The following is an 18,632-nucleotide window of genomic DNA, read 5'->3' on the forward strand; positions in this document are numbered from 1 at the left end:
TTTAATGTTTAAAATGCCTATCTTGGCAAAACACCATAGCAATTTCATGATGATTAGCTTCATCAATGATTTCTTGATCGCGGATACTTCCGCCCGGTTGAATAATAGCTTTAATGCCTGCCGCTGCAGCTAATTTAATATTATCGGCAAAAGGAAAAAAGGCATCAGAAGCAAGAACAGCATTTAACGTCTGTTTATTATTTGATGTGGATATGTTTTGATTAGCTTTTGTAATTGCAAGTTGGACTGAATCAACACGGCTCATTTGTCCAGCTCCAATACCAATGGTGGCTTCGTTTTTTGCAATGACGATCGCATTGGATTTAACATGTTTACACACCTTTAAAGCAAATAAAAGTTGGGTAATTTGATCAGGTGTTGGTACAATTTTTGTTTTTGTAATTAAATGATCAGGTATTATCTCCTGATTATCAATAGTTTGTACTAAATAGCTATTGTGAATACGTTTGATATCCAATTGATTTGCTAAATTTGATTGTAAAATTTGGGGGATTAAAACACGCAGATTGGGTTTTTGTGCCAAAATCTTTTGACATTCTTCAGAAATATTAGGCGCAATAATAACTTCAAAAAAACTTTTAATTAATTGTTGGGCTAAAAATTCCGTAATGGGTTGATTAAAAATAACTATACCCCCAAAGGCGCTTATTGGATCGCATGATAAAGCTTTATCAAAAGCTTGTTCAAGGTTATCATCACATCCAACACCACATGGATTGTTATGTTTTATGAAAGCAACGGCAGGTTTTTTAAATTCTTTAATCAAATTATAAGCTGCGTCAAAATCAACTAAATTATTGTAACTTAACTCTTTACCTTGAAGTTGTATTGCCGGTTTTGTTTTGTGATCAAAACTATAAAGGGCGCCCTTTTGATGGGGATTTTCTCCATACCGAAGTTTTTGCTGTAAATGGCCTGTTAAAATTAATTCTTCCGGCCATTCAATTGCTTGATTAGTGCGTTGAGTATGTATTTTTTGGTTAAACCATTTAGCAATTTCTTGATCATAATATGATGTATATTGGAAGGCTTTATAGGCAAGTTTTTGTCTTAAAGCCAATGATATACGATTATCATTTTTATTAAGTTCATCAAGTATCAATTGATAATCATTGGGGTCTGTAATAATTGTAACATAGGCGTGGTTTTTAGCAGCTGCCCTGATAAGAGATGGTCCCCCAATATCAATATTTTCTATACAAGTTTCATCATCTGATTGTTTTTGCACAGTTTCAATAAAAGGATAAAGATTTACAATTACTAAATCAATCATATCAATATGGTGATTTAGCACTTGTTTTTGATGAGCTTCATCATGTCTTTTGTTTAAAATACCCCCATAAATTTTTGGGTGAAGCGTTTTGACACGTCCATCTAGGATTTCGGGAAAATTTGTATATTCGCTTACTTCTGTCACATGAATATTATTATTTTTTAATAATGCTGCTGATCCACCTGTTGAAATAAGATTGATATTCTTTTCGATAAGTTTTTGAGCGAATTCAACAAGATGATTTTTGTCAGAAACAGAAATCAATGCCCGTCTAATTGGGACAAGATCAGGATGTATATTTGTATTAGGATTTTTATCTAGAACGTGTTTCACGGGTAAGTGACCATTGGACAATAACTTCAGGTGTCATAGGTAAATGATTAATAACCAATTGTTGGCTTTTTTCCATAACCATATATTGGCCAAAATAAATACTTTCTTCAAGTGTCATTTCACCAATTGATGTCCTTAACCGCCAACCAGATCCACTGGGTAATCTTAATAGTGCAGTTTGAGAATTATGGGAGAGTGATGTATGAACATGAGGGTGAAGGTGAAAAGGAATCATAATCTGATATCCCCCTGGGCCTATAATATGATCTTCACCTTCAAGCATGTCACCTTCATTAGTTAGATGCCACCGCCTTTTATGAAGGATACCAAAAAAATAGGCATATCCATCATGGCTTGCTTCTAACCAAATATTACCGTCAATTTCATGACGTTTTGATGTAACAGAAGTAGGTCCGCGTCCTATAGTTTTATCAGGTAAAAACATCATACAATTTGTGTTATGAACAACTAAAGTAGAATGGGAAGCAGTATTTTTTTGAAATTTTGCCCATTCGCTTTGCCCGGGATAAGAACCACAATTTACAATTAGTCTTTCTCTGCCTACGCTCATTTCAAAACTTAAACAACTTGCGTGAATATAGCGATCATATCCACGTGGTGGAATATTGTTGCAGTCAGCAATAACAATTGTACGGCCTGCAGATAATTTATGAAATTCTCCTTGGGGTGAGGCAATTTGATGAGCTTGATATTTATTCTTATTTCTGGGTGACGCTTGGTTAAGAATAATATCAATATTCCAATCTTCTTCTTCATAAGAAGAATTGAAAAGGGCAAGTTTACCATCACCATGTGTAACTTTTTTTAAACTTGGGACTAAACCATCAATAACGTCTTGAATGCATTCTGGCACGGCAGAACCTAAACTTGCAAAAATAGATCTAAGATCGATGAAATGCTTTAAAAGTGTTAGATATTGAGAGGGACAACATTCTATGTGGGCTCCATTTTCATAAAATTGTTTATGAATCTCTGTCTTCAAAAAGTTGATGGCTTTATCTAGCCAAGGTGAATAGTTAAGAAAGAGGGAAGCCACAATAAATCCCTTAAGCGCATATAAAAGATCACTGCCAATAAGGGTGCCTGGTAAAACTCTTGCAAGGTGTTGTGTTTGTCTGGTTACTGAAAGTGTAAATTCTTCTAAAAAATCATCATCATTTTCTGGAATAATAAAATTTATATGACCTAACCATAAGGCAAGTCGATTAGCTGTAACATCAAGATTCCAAGCAGGAAAATTAACATGGCTATTTAATGTAATCCAACTTTTGACTAATAATCTGGCCATTTGTTTAGCTGTTGCACCACCAACGGCTCTTAAATCTCTAAGCCAAATAAAACCATGAAGTTCTTGGAGCCAAAATAAATCAGCTTCTTCATTATTCCATAAAGGTGCTAAATTATAATTGTCTTGTTCATCAAATAAATCTGCAACTTCTTGAATTAAACTTTGGCCATGCTCTGCATTGCCGGGCCAATTATCGGACCAATCTAAAAGATTAAAAGATAATGGATGTTGTAATAATGTTTTTTGATAAATCCAACTTTTGGTCAAAAATTGAAATTGAGAAGCAATTTTGTGCTTAATCCATTTGGGTTCTTTACGTGACGCAATCAAGTTTGGCGTTTTTGAAGCCATACGCCTACGCCAGGCGTGGATAAATGTGTCCATCATTTAAGGGCAGCTTCTTTTAATTTCTTTATATTAGGTGCATAAAAAGATGAACCACCCCCAAATACAGCTGTTCCCGCAACTAACCGATTGGCACCTGCTTTTACTACTAAGGATGCTGTATCAAAGTTAATACCACCATCAACTTCAAGATCAATAGTTTTTCCTATATTTAACTGGTCAATGCGTTGACGAATAGCAACAATTTTATCAAGTTGACTGGTGATGAATTTTTGTCCTCCGAAACCAGGATTAACAGTCATCACAAGAATAAGGTCAAGATCACCTAGAATATTATCAATAACTATGGGATGGGTACCAGGATTTAAAGCAACCCCAACTTTTTTTCCTAATTCTTTAATTTTCTGAATTGATCGATGAATATGTGCATCTTCTTCAGGATGAATAATAATGGTATCTGAACCAGCATGGGCAAACATTTCTACATGATTAACAGTATTCATAATCATAAGATGTGTATCAAAAGGTAAGGTGGAATGGGGCCTAACAGCTTTTATCATTTGTGGACCAATAGTTATTACTGGTACAAAATGACCATCCATCACATCAAGATGTAAAAAATCTGCTCCTGCTTTTGTAATTAATTGTATTTCTTCACCAAGATTGGCAAAATTGGCAGCGAGAATTGATGGCCCAATTAAAACAGGTTGTTTCATCTTTTACCTCTATTTAAAGTAACAAATATAGATTATCTTTGTCGAAAGTAAATTCTAAAAATGTAAGGTTTGTGTTGCCATCACTTGCTAATCATTAAATGACCTGCTAGATATAGGTTATTCTTTTCTTATTTATTTCTAAAATTATGAACTTCACAATTTTTTTATTTTATTTTTTAACTATAGCAATTTGGGGAAGTTCCTGGTTAGCTATTAAATTTCAATTCGGTATTGTCCCATCAGAAGTATCTGTAACATACCGTTTTATGATTTCAGCTTTTATTCTTTTGATTTACTGCTTTTGTACAAAGCGCAAATTACATTTTTCTTTTAAAGACCATATTTTTATGGCTTTACAAGGATTATTTCTTTTTGGTTTAAATTATCAACTGATTTATATTTCAAGCACATATTTGACAAGTGGGCTGGTTGCGGTTGCGTTTTCAACAATTACCGTTATGAATATTTTGAATACAGCGTTATTTCTTAAACATAAAATGGATAAAAAAGTTATTGGGGCAACATTTATAGGATTGGTTGGATTAATATGTATTTTTTATCCAGAAATTGCTCAAACCCATCTTTCAAAACAAACTATTATGGGTTTAGGTATTGCTTTACTTGCAACTTTATCTGCGTCTTTTGGTAATATTATTGCCGTACGACATAAAAAGGCAAATATTGGTGTTATAGAAAGTAATACAGTTGGAATGGTTTATGGGTCCTTTTTTTCTTTTGTATTTGTAATTTTGGCAGGTATACCCTTTAAGTTTGATCCTTCTTTTCATTATGTGGCGTCGATGATTTATTTATCTTTATTTGCAACAGTTATTGCTTTTGGGGCTTATTTATCTTTGGTGGGATTAATAGGTGCAGATAAAGCATCCTATACAGTTCTTATTTTTCCTATTGTTGCTTTAGCTTTATCAACCTTTTTTGAAGATTATCATTGGTCCTTTATGGCGATTTTGGGTATCGTGCTAGTTCTTTTTGGCAATGCAATTATTTTAAAATTGCAGCAAAAAGCCAAAGCAGAAATTGTAACCAATTAATATTTATTAAAAATAATAAGAAAAGATATTTACAAACCCAACATGTTACTTATGATAGGTTTTGTTCTTGCCCCCTTGGCGGAATTGGTAGACGCGCTTGACTCAAAATCAAGTGGCCTTTGGTCGTGCTGGTTCAAGTCCGGCAGGGGGCACCATATATTTAAAATTATTTTTTATTATAATACTTAAATTATTTTTATTATAAGGTGGCGTATATATTATGGCAGAACATTTATCCATTGATAGTTTGGTGCATTACACCTTAATCAAAAGCATTATTGATACAGGTAAAAATCCAGATATTTCTGAAATAGCACAGCTTCTTAACGTATCACTTGATGACGTTAAATCATCTTTTAAAAGGTTAGAAGCAAACCATGGAATTGTGCTTCATCCAAATTCGTATAATTTGTGGGTAATCCATCCTTTTTCGATATCACCAACAGCAACATGGATTCAAAAAGATACACATTCGCACCAGGGTTGGTGGGCACCCTGCATGTGGTGCGCCTTGGGTGTCGCGTCTTTGGTGCCAGGTCAATTAACCATTCATTCTAGAATTGCGGGTGAATGTGAAGATATTGATATTGTTATCGAAAATGGTGAACCTGTGTACAATGATATTTTTATCCATTTTGCTATTCGGCCCAAAGATGCATGGCAAAATGTTCATCACCATTGTTCCATGGTTCTTCCGTTTAAAAAGACACAAGATGTTGATGACTGGGCTTTGCGTCATAATTTACCCAAAGGTGAAGTTATATCTTTAAAGCAAACAGCAGAATTAGCTAAGCATTGGTACGGGCAGCATGATCGGAAAGATTGGCAAAAATGGTCAATAGAAGAAGCAGTAGGAATTTTTAATAAAGCTGGATTAAGAAATGATTTTTGGAATCTCGATATACAAAAAGGAAATTTTTGATTTGTAATTTTAATAAATTAGATTAATTTTAATACATAAATTATTTAGGGGAGAAATTTATGAAATTAGAACTATATTGGCTTTTGGCCACACTTATAATGACAGCTTTATTTTGGGTACCATATGTTTTAAATCGTATAGGTGAATTGGGTCTTTGGCCGACACTTGCTAACCCAAATATGGAGATAAAACCCAAATCTGGCTGGGCAGTTCGTATGATAAATGCCCATAAGAATGCTGTAGAAAATTTGGTTATTTTTGCACCTTTGATTTTAATGGTACATATTGCGGGGATTAGCTCACCCGTAACTGTTTCTGCTGCAATGATTTATTTCTTTGCGCGATTGGTTCACTTTATTGTCTATTCTTTAGGCATACCAGTTCTTCGAACCTTAGCTTTTGCTGTTGGTTTTGCTTGCCAGATGGTACTTGCCTATACGCTTTTGCAAGCTTTTTAAAGAAACACTCAGAAAGAAGGATTTAAGTTTTTATATCGTAAAAACTTAAATTCTCTTTTGTAAATATTTATTAATTTAAAATTTAGCGATCGGGCTGCGATGTTGGGCTCATACTTGGCGTAAAATACCGCAAACCAAATAATAAAATACACAAACCGATTAATGGCATAGCTGCCATTAAAATAGCAGGTGGCAATATTTTATTTGTTGAACTTATCAAACTGATACCAGATGAAACCAAAGCAGCCGTACCTATTTGTAAAAAACCTAAGAGAGCAGATGCACTTCCAATATTGCGGGTAAAGGGGGCAATTGCCATAGCTGCTGCATTTGGGTACGTTAGTCCCAAACAAGCTAATTGAAAGAAAATAAAACAAAAAGTTACATAAATATTGTACCATTGATTTGCAATTCCAAGCAAAAAGAACAAGGCGATTAAAACTTGTGCCGTAATCCCAACTTTGAAAACATGATGGATAGAAAACCGTTTAGATATAAGGGCATTTATCTGACTGGATCCTATAAAACCCAAAGATAAAAGGGCAAAAATGAATCCATAGATGGTACTATTGACCTTAAATACTTCCATAAAAATTATTGGTGATGATGCAATATAGACAAATAACCCTGTCATAGATAAAGCACCTGCCAAGGCAAAAGTTAAAAATTGTTGATTACATAAAATTTGAAGAAAATTATAAAAAATTGGTTTTAATCGCAAAGATATAGAAGCATCTGGCTGATAACCTTTAGGTAAAAACAAAATAACCATCATACAAATTAGCACGGCAATAATAATTAATAACCCAAACACTGATTGCCAACCAAGCCAAAGAGCTAGAAAACTACCAATACTAGGAGCAAGGAGTGGTGATACACTTAACACAAGGACGAGCAAAGAAAATATTTTGGCATTTTCTTCAATGGGAAAAAAATCGCGTACCATTGTCATGGCAGTCACTTGGGCAGCACAACCCCCAATGGCTTGTAAAAAACGTAGCACTATTAATTGGTCTACATTTTGTGACAAAAGGCATCCCAAGGATGCAATTATATAAATACAAAGACCAATACAAAGCGGTTTCTTACGTCCAAAACGATCCAATAAAGGGCCATAAAAAAGTTGCCCCATGGCAATCCCAATAAAATAGCTAGAAAGGGTAAGGGATAAAATGGAATTGGTTGTATGCAAATCTTTAGCAATAGAATCAAACGCTGGTAAATACATATCTATAGAGAAAGGATTGACCGTTATTAAAATACCCAAAATTAAGATGATGAGACTTTTAGAACGATAGGTTGTCATAAGGAGTATCTTTCATATACCGTAGAATCGATTGTTTGTACCAAAACACGGTCAAAATATAGGCAAATATAAGGAATCATTGTTAATTAAGGCAGGAATTAGTGAATAAAACTATTTAAAACAGAATATTTAAAGAACAGATTAACGGATAAGCTAATTAATTTATATTTTTTTAACTTATTCTTAATATATTTATCATATATTAAGCTTAATTATAAAAAGAAATATTTATTTTAAACAATATTTGAGTTTATTAATAGTATATTAATTAAAAAATACTATAATTAACTAGGATAGGTTTAGATAGATTAAAAGCTAAAAGGTTGAATTTAATTAAGAATCAGTTATATTATTAAGGTATAAGGTTATATGGGAAGGAACAAGATAATGGAACAAATAACACGATTTAGATCTTTGCTATGTTTTGTGGCAAGCATGGGTTTATTGGTTGGTTCCTATTCTGCTACTTATGGTGGGCCTGGGCCAGGACCTGAACCTGAGGAGCCAGAAGCTCCAATTACTGAACCTGTTTCAAGAGATCAGCATGATCGTCCTACGCGGGAAGAACGTTCTAGTGTAGCATATGATCAAGAAGAAAATAATTTACCAAAAGGATCAAATTATTATTATTTTCGTACGCCAGATGAAATTCAGTTGGTTGTTAATGGTGCAAACTATTTAACTAGGAATAACGATGGAACCCAAGATCGTTTTAATCAAGGGTTAGTTGCTTTAGAAATTTCTAACAAAATGTTAAAAGAATTTGCAGCCGAAGAAGCAGCAGGTAATGTTGCAGCGCCAGAACAAATAGCTGCACGTACTAAGTTAATTAAGGCACGTGACCAACTTTTTAATACATTAAGAGAAAATCAAGAATAAATTCTCTTAAATAGTTTATTTTATGGTCAAATAAAGAAAAATTATCTTTGTTTGGCCATAAATTTTTTCTTTACTAACAGAAAAATGTAAAGGCCAATTTATTTTCTCATTTTTATGTGTTTCGATTATAATAAGACTAAAAAGAGCTAACCAACTTTTTTTGTATAACCCTTGAAGAGTTGGTCCAATAAGATGACCCTTTTTATAAGGGGGATCCATAAAAACTAAATTATATGGATTGATAGGATTAAGGGTAGAATCGCCAATATGACTTGCATCATAATGATAAATGAATGTTTTTTGTTCTTGGGATAATTTTAAAGCATTTTTATATATTAGTTCACAAGAATTTTTATCATTTTCAAGACAAGTTAATGAATAAGCACCTCTGGATAAAGCTTCAAATCCAAGTGCACCAGTTCCCGCAAAACAGTCTAAAACATTACTGCCTTCTAATAAAAAGGGGCTATCATCTGGTTTTTTAATATATGTAATGATATTAAAAATAGATTCACGAATTCTATCTGATGTAGGACGGATAGAGTTTATTTGTGGAGATAAAAGTTTTTGCCCCTTATTGATTCCAGAAATAATGCGCATATATTTATACTATTTCCATAATTTAGATGGTAAATGTTTATGTAAAATACTTGCAGATATTTCTTCGTATTGGTTAGGTTTTAAAGACCCTAATTCAAAGGGTCCAAAAGAAAGACGAATTAACTTATTAACTTGGCATCCTAAGTAAGAAAAAATTTTTCTTATTTCTCGATTTTTTCCTTCATTTAAGGTCACTGTTATCCAACTATTACTTTTTAACTGACGCTCTAATTTTGCAAAAATAGGTTTATAATGTATGGTATCTACTACAATACCTTCTGCAAGGTCATCCAACATAGATTGCGTTATATGACCATATACTCGTATTTGATAACACCGCGCCCAACCTGTTGATGGTAGTTCCAGCCATCTTGCAACTTCACCTTTATTGGTTAAAAGAATTAAACCTTCAGAATTTATATCAAGTCTTCCTACAGATATGACGCGGGGGAGTAAACTTTTCTTTTCTAAAGTATTAAAAATGGTTGGCCTTCCCTTAGGATCCTGTGTCGTAACAAGGACCCCTCTTGGTTTATAAGCTTTCCATAAACGTGTCTTTATAGAAGATGGTACAATAACAGGATTGTTATCAATTAGAATTTTATTTTTTGAAGATACTTTAACAGCAGGGTTTAAAAGTATTTTGTTATCAACAACAACCCGTCCTTGAGAAATTAAAATTTCTGCTTGGCGTCTTGAACAAAAACCCAAATAAGCTAAATATTTTGCAATACGTTGTGGTAGATCAATTGACACATTAAAATAGTTATATTAATTTTTGGCAGCTTTAATAAAAGCATCAAAAATTTTATTATCTGCATCGCTGATATGATATTCAGGATGCCATTGAACCCCAAGACAAAAGCGATGATTCTTACTTTCAATTCCTTCAATAACACCATCTGGTGCTAAAGCATTAACAACAGCAGAAGAAGATACAGATTTAACAGCTTGGTGATGAGCACTATTAACTGGGAATTGCAATTGCCCACAAATTTTATGAAGTAACGTTCCCGATGTTACAGAAACATTATGCCCAGGTTCAGTACGTGGATTAGGTTGTTCATGTTGTAAGCAATTTTTAATTTCATCAGGAATATGTTGGATAAGTGTACCACCAAGAACAACATTTAATAATTGTTGTCCACCGCATATACCTAATATAGGGATATTTTTTTCTAAAGCTTTTTGGGTAATTTTAAATTCAAAACTGGTACGTCGGTCTTTAGTTTTAACTGTTGGATGTTTTGTTTTATCACCAAATAAACTAGGATCAACATCAAAATTTCCACCTGTAACAATTAACCCATCAATATGATCGATGTAATCATCAACTTTTTCAGGTTCATGAGGAAGGAGAAAAGGTAATCCACCTGCCTGAACGACAGCACTACAATAATTTTCGCGCAATGCATACCAAGGTAGAGCAGAATATCCGCCGTTATTTTCTGAATCTAGTGTAAGTCCAATTACAGGGAGTGTCATGATAATTCTCGAAAATCAAATAACTTCTAAGATGTTTTTATTATAATATTATTATACCTTTGCCGATGAAAATACAAGATATAACCTAAAATTATATTAGTCATTTGGTGTAAACAAGTTGTAAATTATATATCTTAAGAAAAAACTATAGCAGATTATTAATCAAATTATAAGAATTTAAGTGAATAGTATAATGGTAGAAAATAAAGAATTTGATTTTATGATGGTTGCCTTGGAAGAAGCAAAATTGGCAGCCAAGCAAGATGAGGTTCCTGTGGGTGCTGTTTTAGTTGATGTTTTAAAGTCTAAAATTGTAGCAAAAGCAGGTAATAGAGTAAAAGAAGATAATAATCCTATAGCTCATGCTGAACTTTTAGTATTACAGATGGCGAATGTTACGCATCTTTTTAATATGGATCTTTATGTAACGCTCGAACCATGTACGATGTGTGCAGCGGCTTTGTCATTAGCCCGTGTAAGACGTATTTATTTTGGCGCTTATGATCCGAAAGCTGGTGCAATAGAACATGGAGTTAGATTTTTTGATCAACCAAGTTGCCATCATAAACCCGAAATTTATGGTGGTATCTATGAAAGTGAAGCAAAAAAATTGTTAAAAAGTTTTTTTCTAAATAAAAGAAATAAAGTCCAGGGTTTTTATTAAAAAATAATTGGTAAAATATTATGTGTAAAATTTACCAAATCTGTTATCTAAAAAATCATTTAAACTTACGTCTTCTTGTTTAATAAACCCTTTGGATAAAAGTTTATTTTGTGCATATAAATCAACTAAGGCACAAATTCCAGCGGCTGTTGTAATTTGTATGGCACTCATCAATTTTCCATTAATTTCTTTGGCATAGATTTTCTTTGCATAAGTTTCTTGAGTCAAACGATTATTTTGCCATCCGCTTACTGTAACGAAAATAAGAACAACATCTTGATGTGTAATAGGAATGGAAGTTTCTAAAATATCTTTAAATAGGTCCCTTTTGTCACGTAAACGTAAATCATCTAATAATAATTTAATAATATCGCGATGTCCAGGATAACGAACGGTTTTATAATCAAGACTTTGTACCTTTCCTTCAAGTGTTTCACATAAAGTACCAAGCCCACCCGAGGTATTAAAGGCTTCATAATCGATCCCATCAAGGGAGAAATTTTCTAATCCTTCTAGAGCTATAGTTTCAGTAAAATTACCTTCATAAATAGCTTCACAAGGATTACAATATTCATTAATTAATCCATCTGTGCTCCACGTTAGATTATATTTTAATCCATTAACAGGAAATTGTGGGAGAGCACCTACACGCATTCTTACATCACGTAAACGATCAAATTTCTTTGTAAGATGGTGGGCGACAATGCTAATAAAACCCGGGGCAAGACCACATTGGGGTACAAATGCCGTATTAGCACCTTGGGACAATTGGCGTACTGTTTTCGTCGTTGCAACATCTTCTGTCAAATCAAAATAATGACATCCAGCGTTTTTTGCAGCCCTGGCAACAGCAGGATTCAGAAAAAAAGGTAAAGCGCTTAGAATAGAATGATGTCCTGTCATAGCTTGGTTTAGAGCGTTTTCATCTTTAACGTCTAAAACAAGCTTTTTAATTTTTCCGTCAGGAATAAGGGCAAGAAATTCAGGGCTATTGTCAACAATTGTAATATCATAATCTTTACTTGTTGAAAATATATCAATAATGGCACTGCCAATTTTACCAGCACCCAGAATCATAATTTTATTCATGCTTATTTCCTTGATTAAATAATATTTATGTTTCTATACTTAATGGTGATTTTTGACTATTAATAGATGTCAAAATGACTTTTTTATTAAAAAAATAGTCAATTTGAAAGATAAATATGACAAAAAATTTAACAAAAAATTTAACTGATATAATTGATGAAAAACTTTTAGCCCTTTTAACCAATGATGCAAGATTATCAATTACTTTATTAGCTAAAGAATTAAACCTTTCGAGAACTGCTGTGCAGGCAAGGATAAAGCGTCTTGAGCGATTAAATATTATCGAAGGATATACTTTAAGAAGAACGATAGAAACAAATTATCCTTTGCGCGCTTTAGTTTTAATCAATATAGAATCAAAATTCCAAGATAAAACAGTTACCTTACTTCAAGCTTATCCTCAAATTCTTTCACTTCATACATTAAGTGGTCTTTATGATTTATCAGCTGAAGTTGTGGCTTATACGACTAATGAATTAGATGATCTGCTGACCAAAATTGGTAAGTTACCAGGTATTACGAAAACCATTTCATCAATTTTATTAAGTAAAAAATTTGAAAAAAAATAGATTTTAAGAAAATTTATGGATCAATTTTTTAACTTCATTAATCAATGCATCTAGATGATGTTGTTCAGAAAGACGATGGTTCCCATCTTTAAACATAATTAATTTATTTTCATGATTGGAAATTTGATTTAATATTTCTAAGGATAATTCCCATGGTACTTCTTGGTCATTTAATCCATGAAATAGGGTAAAAGGTTGAGAAAGGGAAGCTAAATTAAAATTACTATTCGAACTTTTTAAGATAACAAAATCTTTAGATTGATCCAAAAAATATTTGGATATTTTATAAGGTTTTAAAGAGTAAGGTGAAAAAAAATCAAAGCAATGATTTTTTTCAAGAGATATTTTTTGATCAAGAGATAATGAAGGAAGAATGAGTTTTACAGGAAAATCTGGGGCTGCTGATATACCAATATTGGCAACTATTTTTTGTGGACGTAATAATGTCGCTAAAATCATAATCCATGCGCCCATACTAGACCCTACTAAAATTTGGGTGCCTTTTGTAATATAATCTAATAAAAATAATGTATCCTCTAACCATTCCTTGATAGATAATTTTTCTATACATCCATCTGATAGACCATGACCACGATAATCAAAGCGTAAAAATTGATGCCCTTGTTTCTGGCAAAATTTTTGTAAGGTGCTAGCTTTTAATCCCATCATTGTTGAATAAAAGCCATTTAAATAAACTATGCCGGGGCTCGATCCTGGCAAATATTCATAGGACAATTTGGTTTGAGGTAAAATATCAGTAAAATTAAATGACAAAGGATAATTATCTAAGAATATATAATTATTTATTTTTTTTCTTCGAAACGGATGATTTATTCAATTCTTCAATTTGTTTCTTTAAGGTAAGAACTTGTTGTTGTAATAAATTTAATTGATTACTTGTTTCATCATTTTTAGATACATTTTTATTTTGTTCATTATCTAATTTGTCAAAAGGTGAAAACATTTTTAAAGCACCTTCAAAAAAAGAATTATTTTGTTTTGCAATTTCATCAAATCCAGAAAATGAAAATAAATTACCAAATGCATTTTTCATATATTGACGTATTTGTTCTTGATGTCCAACGAAAGTTGACATTGATTGTTCTAAATAACGAGGAAGAAGAAATTGAAGATTATCTCCATAAAAACTGATTACTTGCCGTAAAAAACTAATAGGTAAAAGATTTTGTCCTTTATTTTCTTCTTCAACAATAATTTGTGTTAAAACAGCTCGGGTTATATCTTCTTCTGTTTTGGCATCAAGAACAGTAAATTCAATATTATTTTTTACCATATGACATAAATGTTCAAGCGTTATATAGCTACTGGTATTTGTGTTATAAAGACGCCTATTTGCATATTTTTTAATAATAATTGATTTACTTGTTTTGGAATTGCCAGAATTCATGAATCGTATCTTTTTATTTAGAAATGATAAGGATAAATTTAATATTATTTTATAAGCAGCATAAATTTCACTTATATACTATCATAATCTGCTAAGATAAAATGACAATACATTTATAATATAAAATAACCTTATAAATAGTATAGGAAATTTGTTATAAAAAGTTAATTTTGGCAATGAAGAAAAAAATATTAAAACAAAAAAAGATTATATCAAAAAAGGATTCTAATGATCAAAAAATTTTTGATGAATGGAAAAATTATTTAACTACTTTGTTGCAAAATCCTAATTTAATCAAATATTGGTTAAATTTTTTTTTGCATGACCAAAAATTTCAAAATTTAATTTATCAGGCCCATAAAACAGCCAATGAAAAACAGAATACGCATATACGTTCAGGGCCGCGCCCCTTAATATACCATATGATTTTAGCATTGCTATGGCTTGGATGGTTAGATAATTTTTTGGTATTTTACAAATTCATTGATGCAAACAATACCCAAATTTTTACTAAAATTGTAAAGAGTATAAATGCCAAAAATCAAAAATTAAAAAATAAATTTCGTATAGCCGATTATGAAAAATTTATAAAAATTTGCCATGTAAAATATCATAATTTTTTAAAAGGCATATCTGCTTATCACGCTTCTCGATATAAGCGGAATCTTACTATACCCAAAACAATTACTTCTTGTGGTACAACAATGCTTCTAGATTATGCACCGCAAAATGCAGGACCTTTTATTTTAATTATACCTTCTCTTATTAATCGTGCTTATATTTTAGATCTTTCCCAAAAACAAAGTTTGGTTCGTTTTTTAGCTTCTAAAGGGTTTCGGCCCTTGCTTGTAGATTGGGGATGTCCAGGTCAAGAAGAAAAAAAATTTACCCTAGAAAATTATATTCAGCGATTAGAATATTTTTTGACCTTTTTAAATAAAAATAAAAGTAAGAAAAAGCTATTTTTTGTTTTGGGGTATTGTATGGGTGGGCTTTTAGCAACGGCATTAGCAATACGACAAAAGGAAAGAGTTGCTGGGCTTATTTGTATGGCAACCCCATGGGATTTTCATAAAGATCAAAAGCAAAAAGATATGGTACATACCTTCATACCAATTATTAAGAAAATTATTTTAACATGTGATGAATTGCCTGTGGATTATCTTCAATTGCTATTTTCATTTCCTAGACCATTTCAAATTATTGAAAAGTTTATTTATTTTTCAACATTAGATTCTTTATCCCCTAAAGCTCAAGAATTTGTGATGTTAGAAGATTGGTTAAATGATGGAGTCCCTTTAGTTAAATCTGTCGCTTTAGAATGTTTTGAAAATTGGTATAAAAAAAATCAGCCTGCATTAGGTAAATGGAAAATTGGTAATACGTATATTAATCCAAAAAAACTTAATATACCTGCTCTTATAATCGTACCTACGCATGATTATATCGTGCCCCCAGTGGGTGCAGTGGAATTAGCGTATCAATTAAATAAAGCAGAATTGTTTAAAATTGAAACAGGTCATATAGGTATGATAACGTCAACTAAAATGTCAAAAAAATTGAAAAGCAAATTATCTACATGGATATCTGCTCATATCTAATCAATCTATAGAGAAATATATTAGTCTTGGGGTTCTGTTGTCTTCATTGATGGAAGTTCAGAAAAATTGACAAACCATTTTTTTAAATTGGGTCTATTTTCATACCATGTGTCATGCGCAAATCTAAAGTTTAAATAACCTAGTGCAGCACCTAGTGAAAATTCACCAATAGTTGGAGGATGCAAAAAACTATCTATTTCTTTTTCCAAAAACTCTAAACTTTGGTGGATTTTATTTTTTTGCATATTAACCCAACCTTCCCAATAAAAATTGGGTGGTCTCATATATTCTTCCATTCTGCATAAGACAGCAGCATCCATAATACCATCTGCAAGAGCTTGCATTCTTAATGCGAACCACCTATTGGGACCTGGCTTAGGAAAAAGTTTTTGTAATGCTGTTTGGTCAAGATATTCGCATATTACAGCAGAATCATAAAGAATCTTTCCATTACCAAGAATTAAAGTTGGAACTTTACCCAAAGGATTTTCAGGACAAATACCTTTATCAGGGTTTTCTGTAACGGGGGGTAATATCTCTAAATTTTTTTCAAGTTTGTTTTCCAAAATAGTTATCATAACTTTTCGGCCATAAGGACTTGCATTTGATGTACGTAATTTAATCATAATACGGTTGATAAATTGGGATTTTGATTAAAAATATTTTTTAACTCTCTTAATTTTAACAAAACAACAGAAGGATCAGTTTCCATAGTATAGCCTAGGCGTTTCTTAATCTCAATAGAATCTGCACGCAGGAAAGGATTAGTTAATAATTCATCAGATAAGGATACAGGTATGGTGGGTTTATTATGTTGTCTTAAAATTTTTATTTTTGTAAAACGTTCATAAAGGTAAGTATTTTGGGGATCAATTTTTAAAGCAAAACACGCATTGTGTTCTGTATATTCGTGCCCACAAAAAATATTAGTTTCTTTTGGAAGATTACGTATTTTATTTAAAGAATTCCACATATCTTGGATAGTACCTTCAAATAATTTTCCGCACCCTAGGCTAAATAATGTATCACCACAAAAGAAATTGTTATGTTCATAAAACCATAACCCAATATGTCCTAAAGTGTGACCGGGGATAAAGAGAATTTTTAATTTTAAATTGCCCAAACTGATTTTCTGATTTGAAAATAGTTTTTGGGTTATACCTGGTATTCTTTCCCAATCATCTGCATATCCCAAGATTGAGCAATTTGTGATTTTTTGTATTTCTAAATTACCACCTGTATGGTCATGATGATGATGTGTATTAATTATATAATTAATATGCCAGCCTAATTTATTGCTTTTTGCAAGAACTGAGCCAGCATCAGTAGGGTCTATAGCAATACAAATAGCTGTGGTCGGATCATAAATAAGATACGCATAATTATTGATAGCGCATGGAATAATACGAATAATCATAAAAGATTATTCTACAGAAATTATTACGAGTTACTATCGGAATCTAGGATAATAAAGATAAGAGCTGAAAATTATTATTCAGCTCCAAGTCTATTTGATAAATTTTGGGTTAATAATACAGCAACGGCAAAACGAACCTGGCTTAATTCATTGACAAGTTGGATTTCCAAAAATCTCGGCATAGCTTTACTATTAACTGCTAATTTATATTGCTCAACAATAGATTTGGCTTTTTTTAAATCTTCTGTAATTTTATCCGTCTCTTTAACAGGTAACCATTCTTTTTTTGCTTGTGATTCTGCTAATAATTTTTTATGAAGTCGTAAATTTTGCAAAGTTTCCATGACTTCGTTAAAATCAGGAAGATTTGAAAGACTATATCTAGTATTATTGGTGTTTATATCTTGATTAGGATTATTACTGTTAGGTGTTGTAGCACCACCTAAACTATATCCTGACAGAGGACCATCTTCACGCATATAAATCCCACCACTTTGCATAACATCATCTAAAGCTTTTTTTAATGTATCTAAATCTTTTCCTGCGAATGGGTCCTGCTCGCCGCTTCTGGATTCATTGTCACGACCTGAATCTTTATCGACAGCATAGCTTGGAGAATTAATTAAAAGACTTATGTTTAAAGACATAAGAATATAAAATGAGAAGGTAGAAAATTTAAAAATGTTTGTCATTAAAACAACATCCCGAATAAATTAAAAATAGATAATAAAAATATATTTAAAAATTAAATTAATATAATAAAAGTAAAGGTTTTAAGTCTAGTAAAATATCTATCAAAAAATAATGTAATAAAATAATTAATGATCAGCAAGTTATAAAAAATATACTAATACTATATAATTATAACCTGATTTTTAATAAAAAAGCAAGTTTTTTAGTTTAAAAATCTTACAGCTACTTTAGTATAAAGAAGATTTTTAAATTATTAAAGTATATTTTAACTTAAAATAAAGTTTATTAGATGTTCCTATTGTGAATTTGAAAGATAAATAATGGCTAAAATCAATAATCCTGCAAGAAATAAAATTTTTAATAAAATAGAATCACCTATTATGAGTTTAATTAATAATTCGATCCATGAAGACCAAAGGTTATGTCACTATGATATAATAGCTTCTCGAGCTCATTGTGACATGCTTATGAGGCAAAAAATTATATCTAAAA

General features: G+C 31.7%; 20 protein-coding genes and 1 tRNA gene. 8 read left to right on the top strand and 13 right to left on the bottom strand.

Annotated features, from left to right (window positions below; all coding sequences use genetic code 11):
- Window position 1 precedes the first annotated feature (1 nt).
- From purH to rpe, 3 genes are read right to left on the bottom strand one after another with little or no spacing between them, the layout of a single operon-like run.
- Window positions 2-1,591, bottom strand: a complete 1,590-nt coding sequence (purH, locus tag K1X44_04210) for a bifunctional phosphoribosylaminoimidazolecarboxamide formyltransferase/IMP cyclohydrolase (GenBank protein ID MBX7146497.1) — start codon at window positions 1,589-1,591, stop codon at window positions 2-4.
- Window positions 1,592-1,607: 16 nt separating this feature from the next.
- On the bottom strand, window positions 1,608-3,323 hold the full coding sequence (locus K1X44_04215; GenBank protein ID MBX7146498.1) for a heparinase II/III family protein: 1,716 nt from the start codon (window positions 3,321-3,323) through the stop codon (window positions 1,608-1,610).
- The gene (rpe, locus tag K1X44_04220; GenBank protein ID MBX7146499.1) at window positions 3,320-3,997 is read right to left on the bottom strand and encodes a ribulose-phosphate 3-epimerase; all 678 of its coding nucleotides are present in this window, start codon (window positions 3,995-3,997) and stop codon (window positions 3,320-3,322) included. Before rpe ends, K1X44_04215 begins: the two co-directional genes overlap by 4 nt.
- A 146-nt stretch (window positions 3,998-4,143) precedes the next feature.
- On the opposite strand from rpe, the gene K1X44_04225 reads away from it, so the two are divergent.
- The 4 genes from K1X44_04225 (at window position 4,144) to K1X44_04240 (ending at window position 6,429) form a co-directional block, all read left to right on the top strand.
- Window positions 4,144-5,049, top strand: a complete 906-nt coding sequence (locus K1X44_04225) for a DMT family transporter (GenBank protein ID MBX7146500.1) — start codon at window positions 4,144-4,146, stop codon at window positions 5,047-5,049.
- Between the two features lie 69 nt (window positions 5,050-5,118).
- Window positions 5,119-5,204: transfer RNA gene (locus K1X44_04230), tRNA-Leu, on the top strand.
- A 65-nt stretch (window positions 5,205-5,269) separates the two neighbouring features.
- Complete coding sequence (locus K1X44_04235) at window positions 5,270-5,971, top strand: alkylmercury lyase family protein (protein MBX7146501.1); 702 nt, start codon at window positions 5,270-5,272, stop codon at window positions 5,969-5,971.
- 59 nt (window positions 5,972-6,030) lie between these two features.
- On the top strand, window positions 6,031-6,429 hold the full coding sequence (locus K1X44_04240) for an MAPEG family protein (protein MBX7146502.1): 399 nt from the start codon (window positions 6,031-6,033) through the stop codon (window positions 6,427-6,429).
- An 82-nt stretch (window positions 6,430-6,511) separates the two neighbouring features.
- Here the strand turns inward: K1X44_04240 and K1X44_04245 are convergent, their stop codons facing one another.
- Window positions 6,512-7,735 carry a multidrug effflux MFS transporter gene (locus tag K1X44_04245; protein MBX7146503.1) on the bottom strand — a complete coding sequence of 408 codons (1,224 nt, stop codon included), beginning with the start codon at window positions 7,733-7,735 and terminating at the stop codon, window positions 6,512-6,514.
- 387 nt (window positions 7,736-8,122) lie between these two features.
- Between K1X44_04245 and K1X44_04250 the strand changes: the two genes are divergently transcribed.
- Window positions 8,123-8,614 (top strand): hypothetical protein, encoded by a 492-nt coding sequence (locus K1X44_04250; protein MBX7146504.1) that lies wholly within the window; start codon window positions 8,123-8,125, stop codon window positions 8,612-8,614.
- 15 nt (window positions 8,615-8,629) lie between these two features.
- On the opposite strand, the gene rsmD is transcribed toward K1X44_04250, so the two are convergent.
- Genes rsmD through K1X44_04265 form a run of 3 tightly spaced genes read right to left on the bottom strand, consistent with a single transcriptional unit; the run spans window position 8,630 to window position 10,699 of the window.
- Window positions 8,630-9,214: a 16S rRNA (guanine(966)-N(2))-methyltransferase RsmD gene (rsmD, locus tag K1X44_04255; protein MBX7146505.1), complete on the bottom strand. Its 585-nt coding sequence runs from the start codon at window positions 9,212-9,214 to the stop codon at window positions 8,630-8,632.
- Window positions 9,215-9,223: 9 nt separating this feature from the next.
- On the bottom strand, window positions 9,224-9,970 hold the full coding sequence (locus K1X44_04260) for an rRNA pseudouridine synthase (protein MBX7146506.1): 747 nt from the start codon (window positions 9,968-9,970) through the stop codon (window positions 9,224-9,226).
- A gap of 15 nt (window positions 9,971-9,985) precedes the next feature.
- On the bottom strand, window positions 9,986-10,699 hold the full coding sequence (locus K1X44_04265) for a gamma-glutamyl-gamma-aminobutyrate hydrolase family protein (GenBank protein ID MBX7146507.1): 714 nt from the start codon (window positions 10,697-10,699) through the stop codon (window positions 9,986-9,988).
- A gap of 220 nt (window positions 10,700-10,919) precedes the next feature.
- On the opposite strand from K1X44_04265, the gene K1X44_04270 reads away from it, so the two are divergent.
- A complete protein-coding gene (locus K1X44_04270; GenBank protein ID MBX7146508.1) occupies window positions 10,920-11,363 on the top strand; it encodes a nucleoside deaminase in 444 nt (147 codons plus the stop codon).
- Window positions 11,364-11,381: 18 nt separating this feature from the next.
- Here K1X44_04270 and K1X44_04275 read toward each other — a convergent pair whose 3' ends face one another.
- Complete coding sequence (locus K1X44_04275) at window positions 11,382-12,452, bottom strand: saccharopine dehydrogenase NADP-binding domain-containing protein (GenBank protein ID MBX7146509.1); 1,071 nt, start codon at window positions 12,450-12,452, stop codon at window positions 11,382-11,384.
- Between the two features lie 116 nt (window positions 12,453-12,568).
- Between K1X44_04275 and K1X44_04280 the strand changes: the two genes are divergently transcribed.
- Complete coding sequence (locus tag K1X44_04280; GenBank protein ID MBX7146510.1) at window positions 12,569-13,021, top strand: Lrp/AsnC family transcriptional regulator; 453 nt, start codon at window positions 12,569-12,571, stop codon at window positions 13,019-13,021.
- Window positions 13,022-13,024: 3 nt separating this feature from the next.
- On the opposite strand, the gene K1X44_04285 is transcribed toward K1X44_04280, so the two are convergent.
- Together K1X44_04285 and phaR are read right to left on the bottom strand one after the other, a co-directional pair.
- Window positions 13,025-13,795 (bottom strand): alpha/beta hydrolase, encoded by a 771-nt coding sequence (locus K1X44_04285; GenBank protein ID MBX7146511.1) that lies wholly within the window; start codon window positions 13,793-13,795, stop codon window positions 13,025-13,027.
- 25 nt (window positions 13,796-13,820) lie between these two features.
- Window positions 13,821-14,429, bottom strand: coding sequence for a polyhydroxyalkanoate synthesis repressor PhaR (phaR, locus tag K1X44_04290; GenBank protein MBX7146512.1), 609 nt, complete (start codon window positions 14,427-14,429; stop codon window positions 13,821-13,823).
- Between the two features lie 176 nt (window positions 14,430-14,605).
- On the opposite strand from phaR, the gene K1X44_04295 reads away from it, so the two are divergent.
- Window positions 14,606-16,030, top strand: coding sequence for an alpha/beta fold hydrolase (locus tag K1X44_04295; GenBank protein MBX7146513.1), 1,425 nt, complete (start codon window positions 14,606-14,608; stop codon window positions 16,028-16,030).
- A 20-nt stretch (window positions 16,031-16,050) separates the two neighbouring features.
- Here the strand turns inward: K1X44_04295 and K1X44_04300 are convergent, their stop codons facing one another.
- The 3 genes from K1X44_04300 to K1X44_04310 all read right to left on the bottom strand — a co-directional run bounded on the left by K1X44_04300 (window position 16,051) and on the right by K1X44_04310 (window position 18,139).
- Window positions 16,051-16,656 carry a glutathione S-transferase family protein gene (locus K1X44_04300; GenBank protein MBX7146514.1) on the bottom strand — a complete coding sequence of 202 codons (606 nt, stop codon included), beginning with the start codon at window positions 16,654-16,656 and terminating at the stop codon, window positions 16,051-16,053.
- Window positions 16,653-17,447: a hydroxyacylglutathione hydrolase gene (gene gloB, locus K1X44_04305; protein ID MBX7146515.1), complete on the bottom strand. Its 795-nt coding sequence runs from the start codon at window positions 17,445-17,447 to the stop codon at window positions 16,653-16,655. The genes K1X44_04300 and gloB overlap by 4 nt, the downstream gene beginning before the upstream one ends.
- A 74-nt stretch (window positions 17,448-17,521) precedes the next feature.
- Window positions 17,522-18,139 (bottom strand): hypothetical protein, encoded by a 618-nt coding sequence (locus K1X44_04310; GenBank protein MBX7146516.1) that lies wholly within the window; start codon window positions 18,137-18,139, stop codon window positions 17,522-17,524.
- Window positions 18,140-18,632 lie beyond the last annotated feature (493 nt).

The sequence above is a fragment of the Alphaproteobacteria bacterium genome, assembly GCA_019695395.1.
In the GTDB taxonomy this organism is placed as follows: domain Bacteria; phylum Pseudomonadota; class Alphaproteobacteria; order JAEUKQ01; family JAIBAD01; genus JAIBAD01.

Bases quoted from the DNA above. Each gene is read 5' to 3' on its own strand.
- K1X44_04215 (MBX7146498.1), bottom strand. From the start codon at position 3,323: ATGATGGACACATTTATCCACGCCTGGCGTAGGCGTATGGCTTCAAAA.
- rpe (MBX7146499.1), bottom strand. From the start codon at position 3,997: ATGAAACAACCTGTTTTAATTGGGCCATCAATTCTCGCTGCCAATTTT.
- K1X44_04225 (MBX7146500.1), top strand. From the start codon at position 4,144: ATGAACTTCACAATTTTTTTATTTTATTTTTTAACTATAGCAATTTGG.
- K1X44_04235 (MBX7146501.1), top strand. From the start codon at position 5,270: ATGGCAGAACATTTATCCATTGATAGTTTGGTGCATTACACCTTAATC.
- K1X44_04240 (MBX7146502.1), top strand. From the start codon at position 6,031: ATGAAATTAGAACTATATTGGCTTTTGGCCACACTTATAATGACAGCT.
- K1X44_04245 (MBX7146503.1), bottom strand. From the start codon at position 7,735: ATGACAACCTATCGTTCTAAAAGTCTCATCATCTTAATTTTGGGTATT.
- K1X44_04250 (MBX7146504.1), top strand. From the start codon at position 8,123: ATGGAACAAATAACACGATTTAGATCTTTGCTATGTTTTGTGGCAAGC.
- rsmD (MBX7146505.1), bottom strand. From the start codon at position 9,214: ATGCGCATTATTTCTGGAATCAATAAGGGGCAAAAACTTTTATCTCCA.
- K1X44_04265 (MBX7146507.1), bottom strand. From the start codon at position 10,699: ATGACACTCCCTGTAATTGGACTTACACTAGATTCAGAAAATAACGGC.
- K1X44_04270 (MBX7146508.1), top strand. From the start codon at position 10,920: ATGATGGTTGCCTTGGAAGAAGCAAAATTGGCAGCCAAGCAAGATGAG.
- K1X44_04275 (MBX7146509.1), bottom strand. From the start codon at position 12,452: ATGAATAAAATTATGATTCTGGGTGCTGGTAAAATTGGCAGTGCCATT.
- K1X44_04280 (MBX7146510.1), top strand. From the start codon at position 12,569: ATGACAAAAAATTTAACAAAAAATTTAACTGATATAATTGATGAAAAA.
- phaR (MBX7146512.1), bottom strand. From the start codon at position 14,429: ATGAATTCTGGCAATTCCAAAACAAGTAAATCAATTATTATTAAAAAA.
- K1X44_04295 (MBX7146513.1), top strand. From the start codon at position 14,606: ATGAAGAAAAAAATATTAAAACAAAAAAAGATTATATCAAAAAAGGAT.
- K1X44_04300 (MBX7146514.1), bottom strand. From the start codon at position 16,656: ATGATTAAATTACGTACATCAAATGCAAGTCCTTATGGCCGAAAAGTT.
- gloB (MBX7146515.1), bottom strand. From the start codon at position 17,447: ATGATTATTCGTATTATTCCATGCGCTATCAATAATTATGCGTATCTT.
- K1X44_04310 (MBX7146516.1), bottom strand. From the start codon at position 18,139: ATGACAAACATTTTTAAATTTTCTACCTTCTCATTTTATATTCTTATG.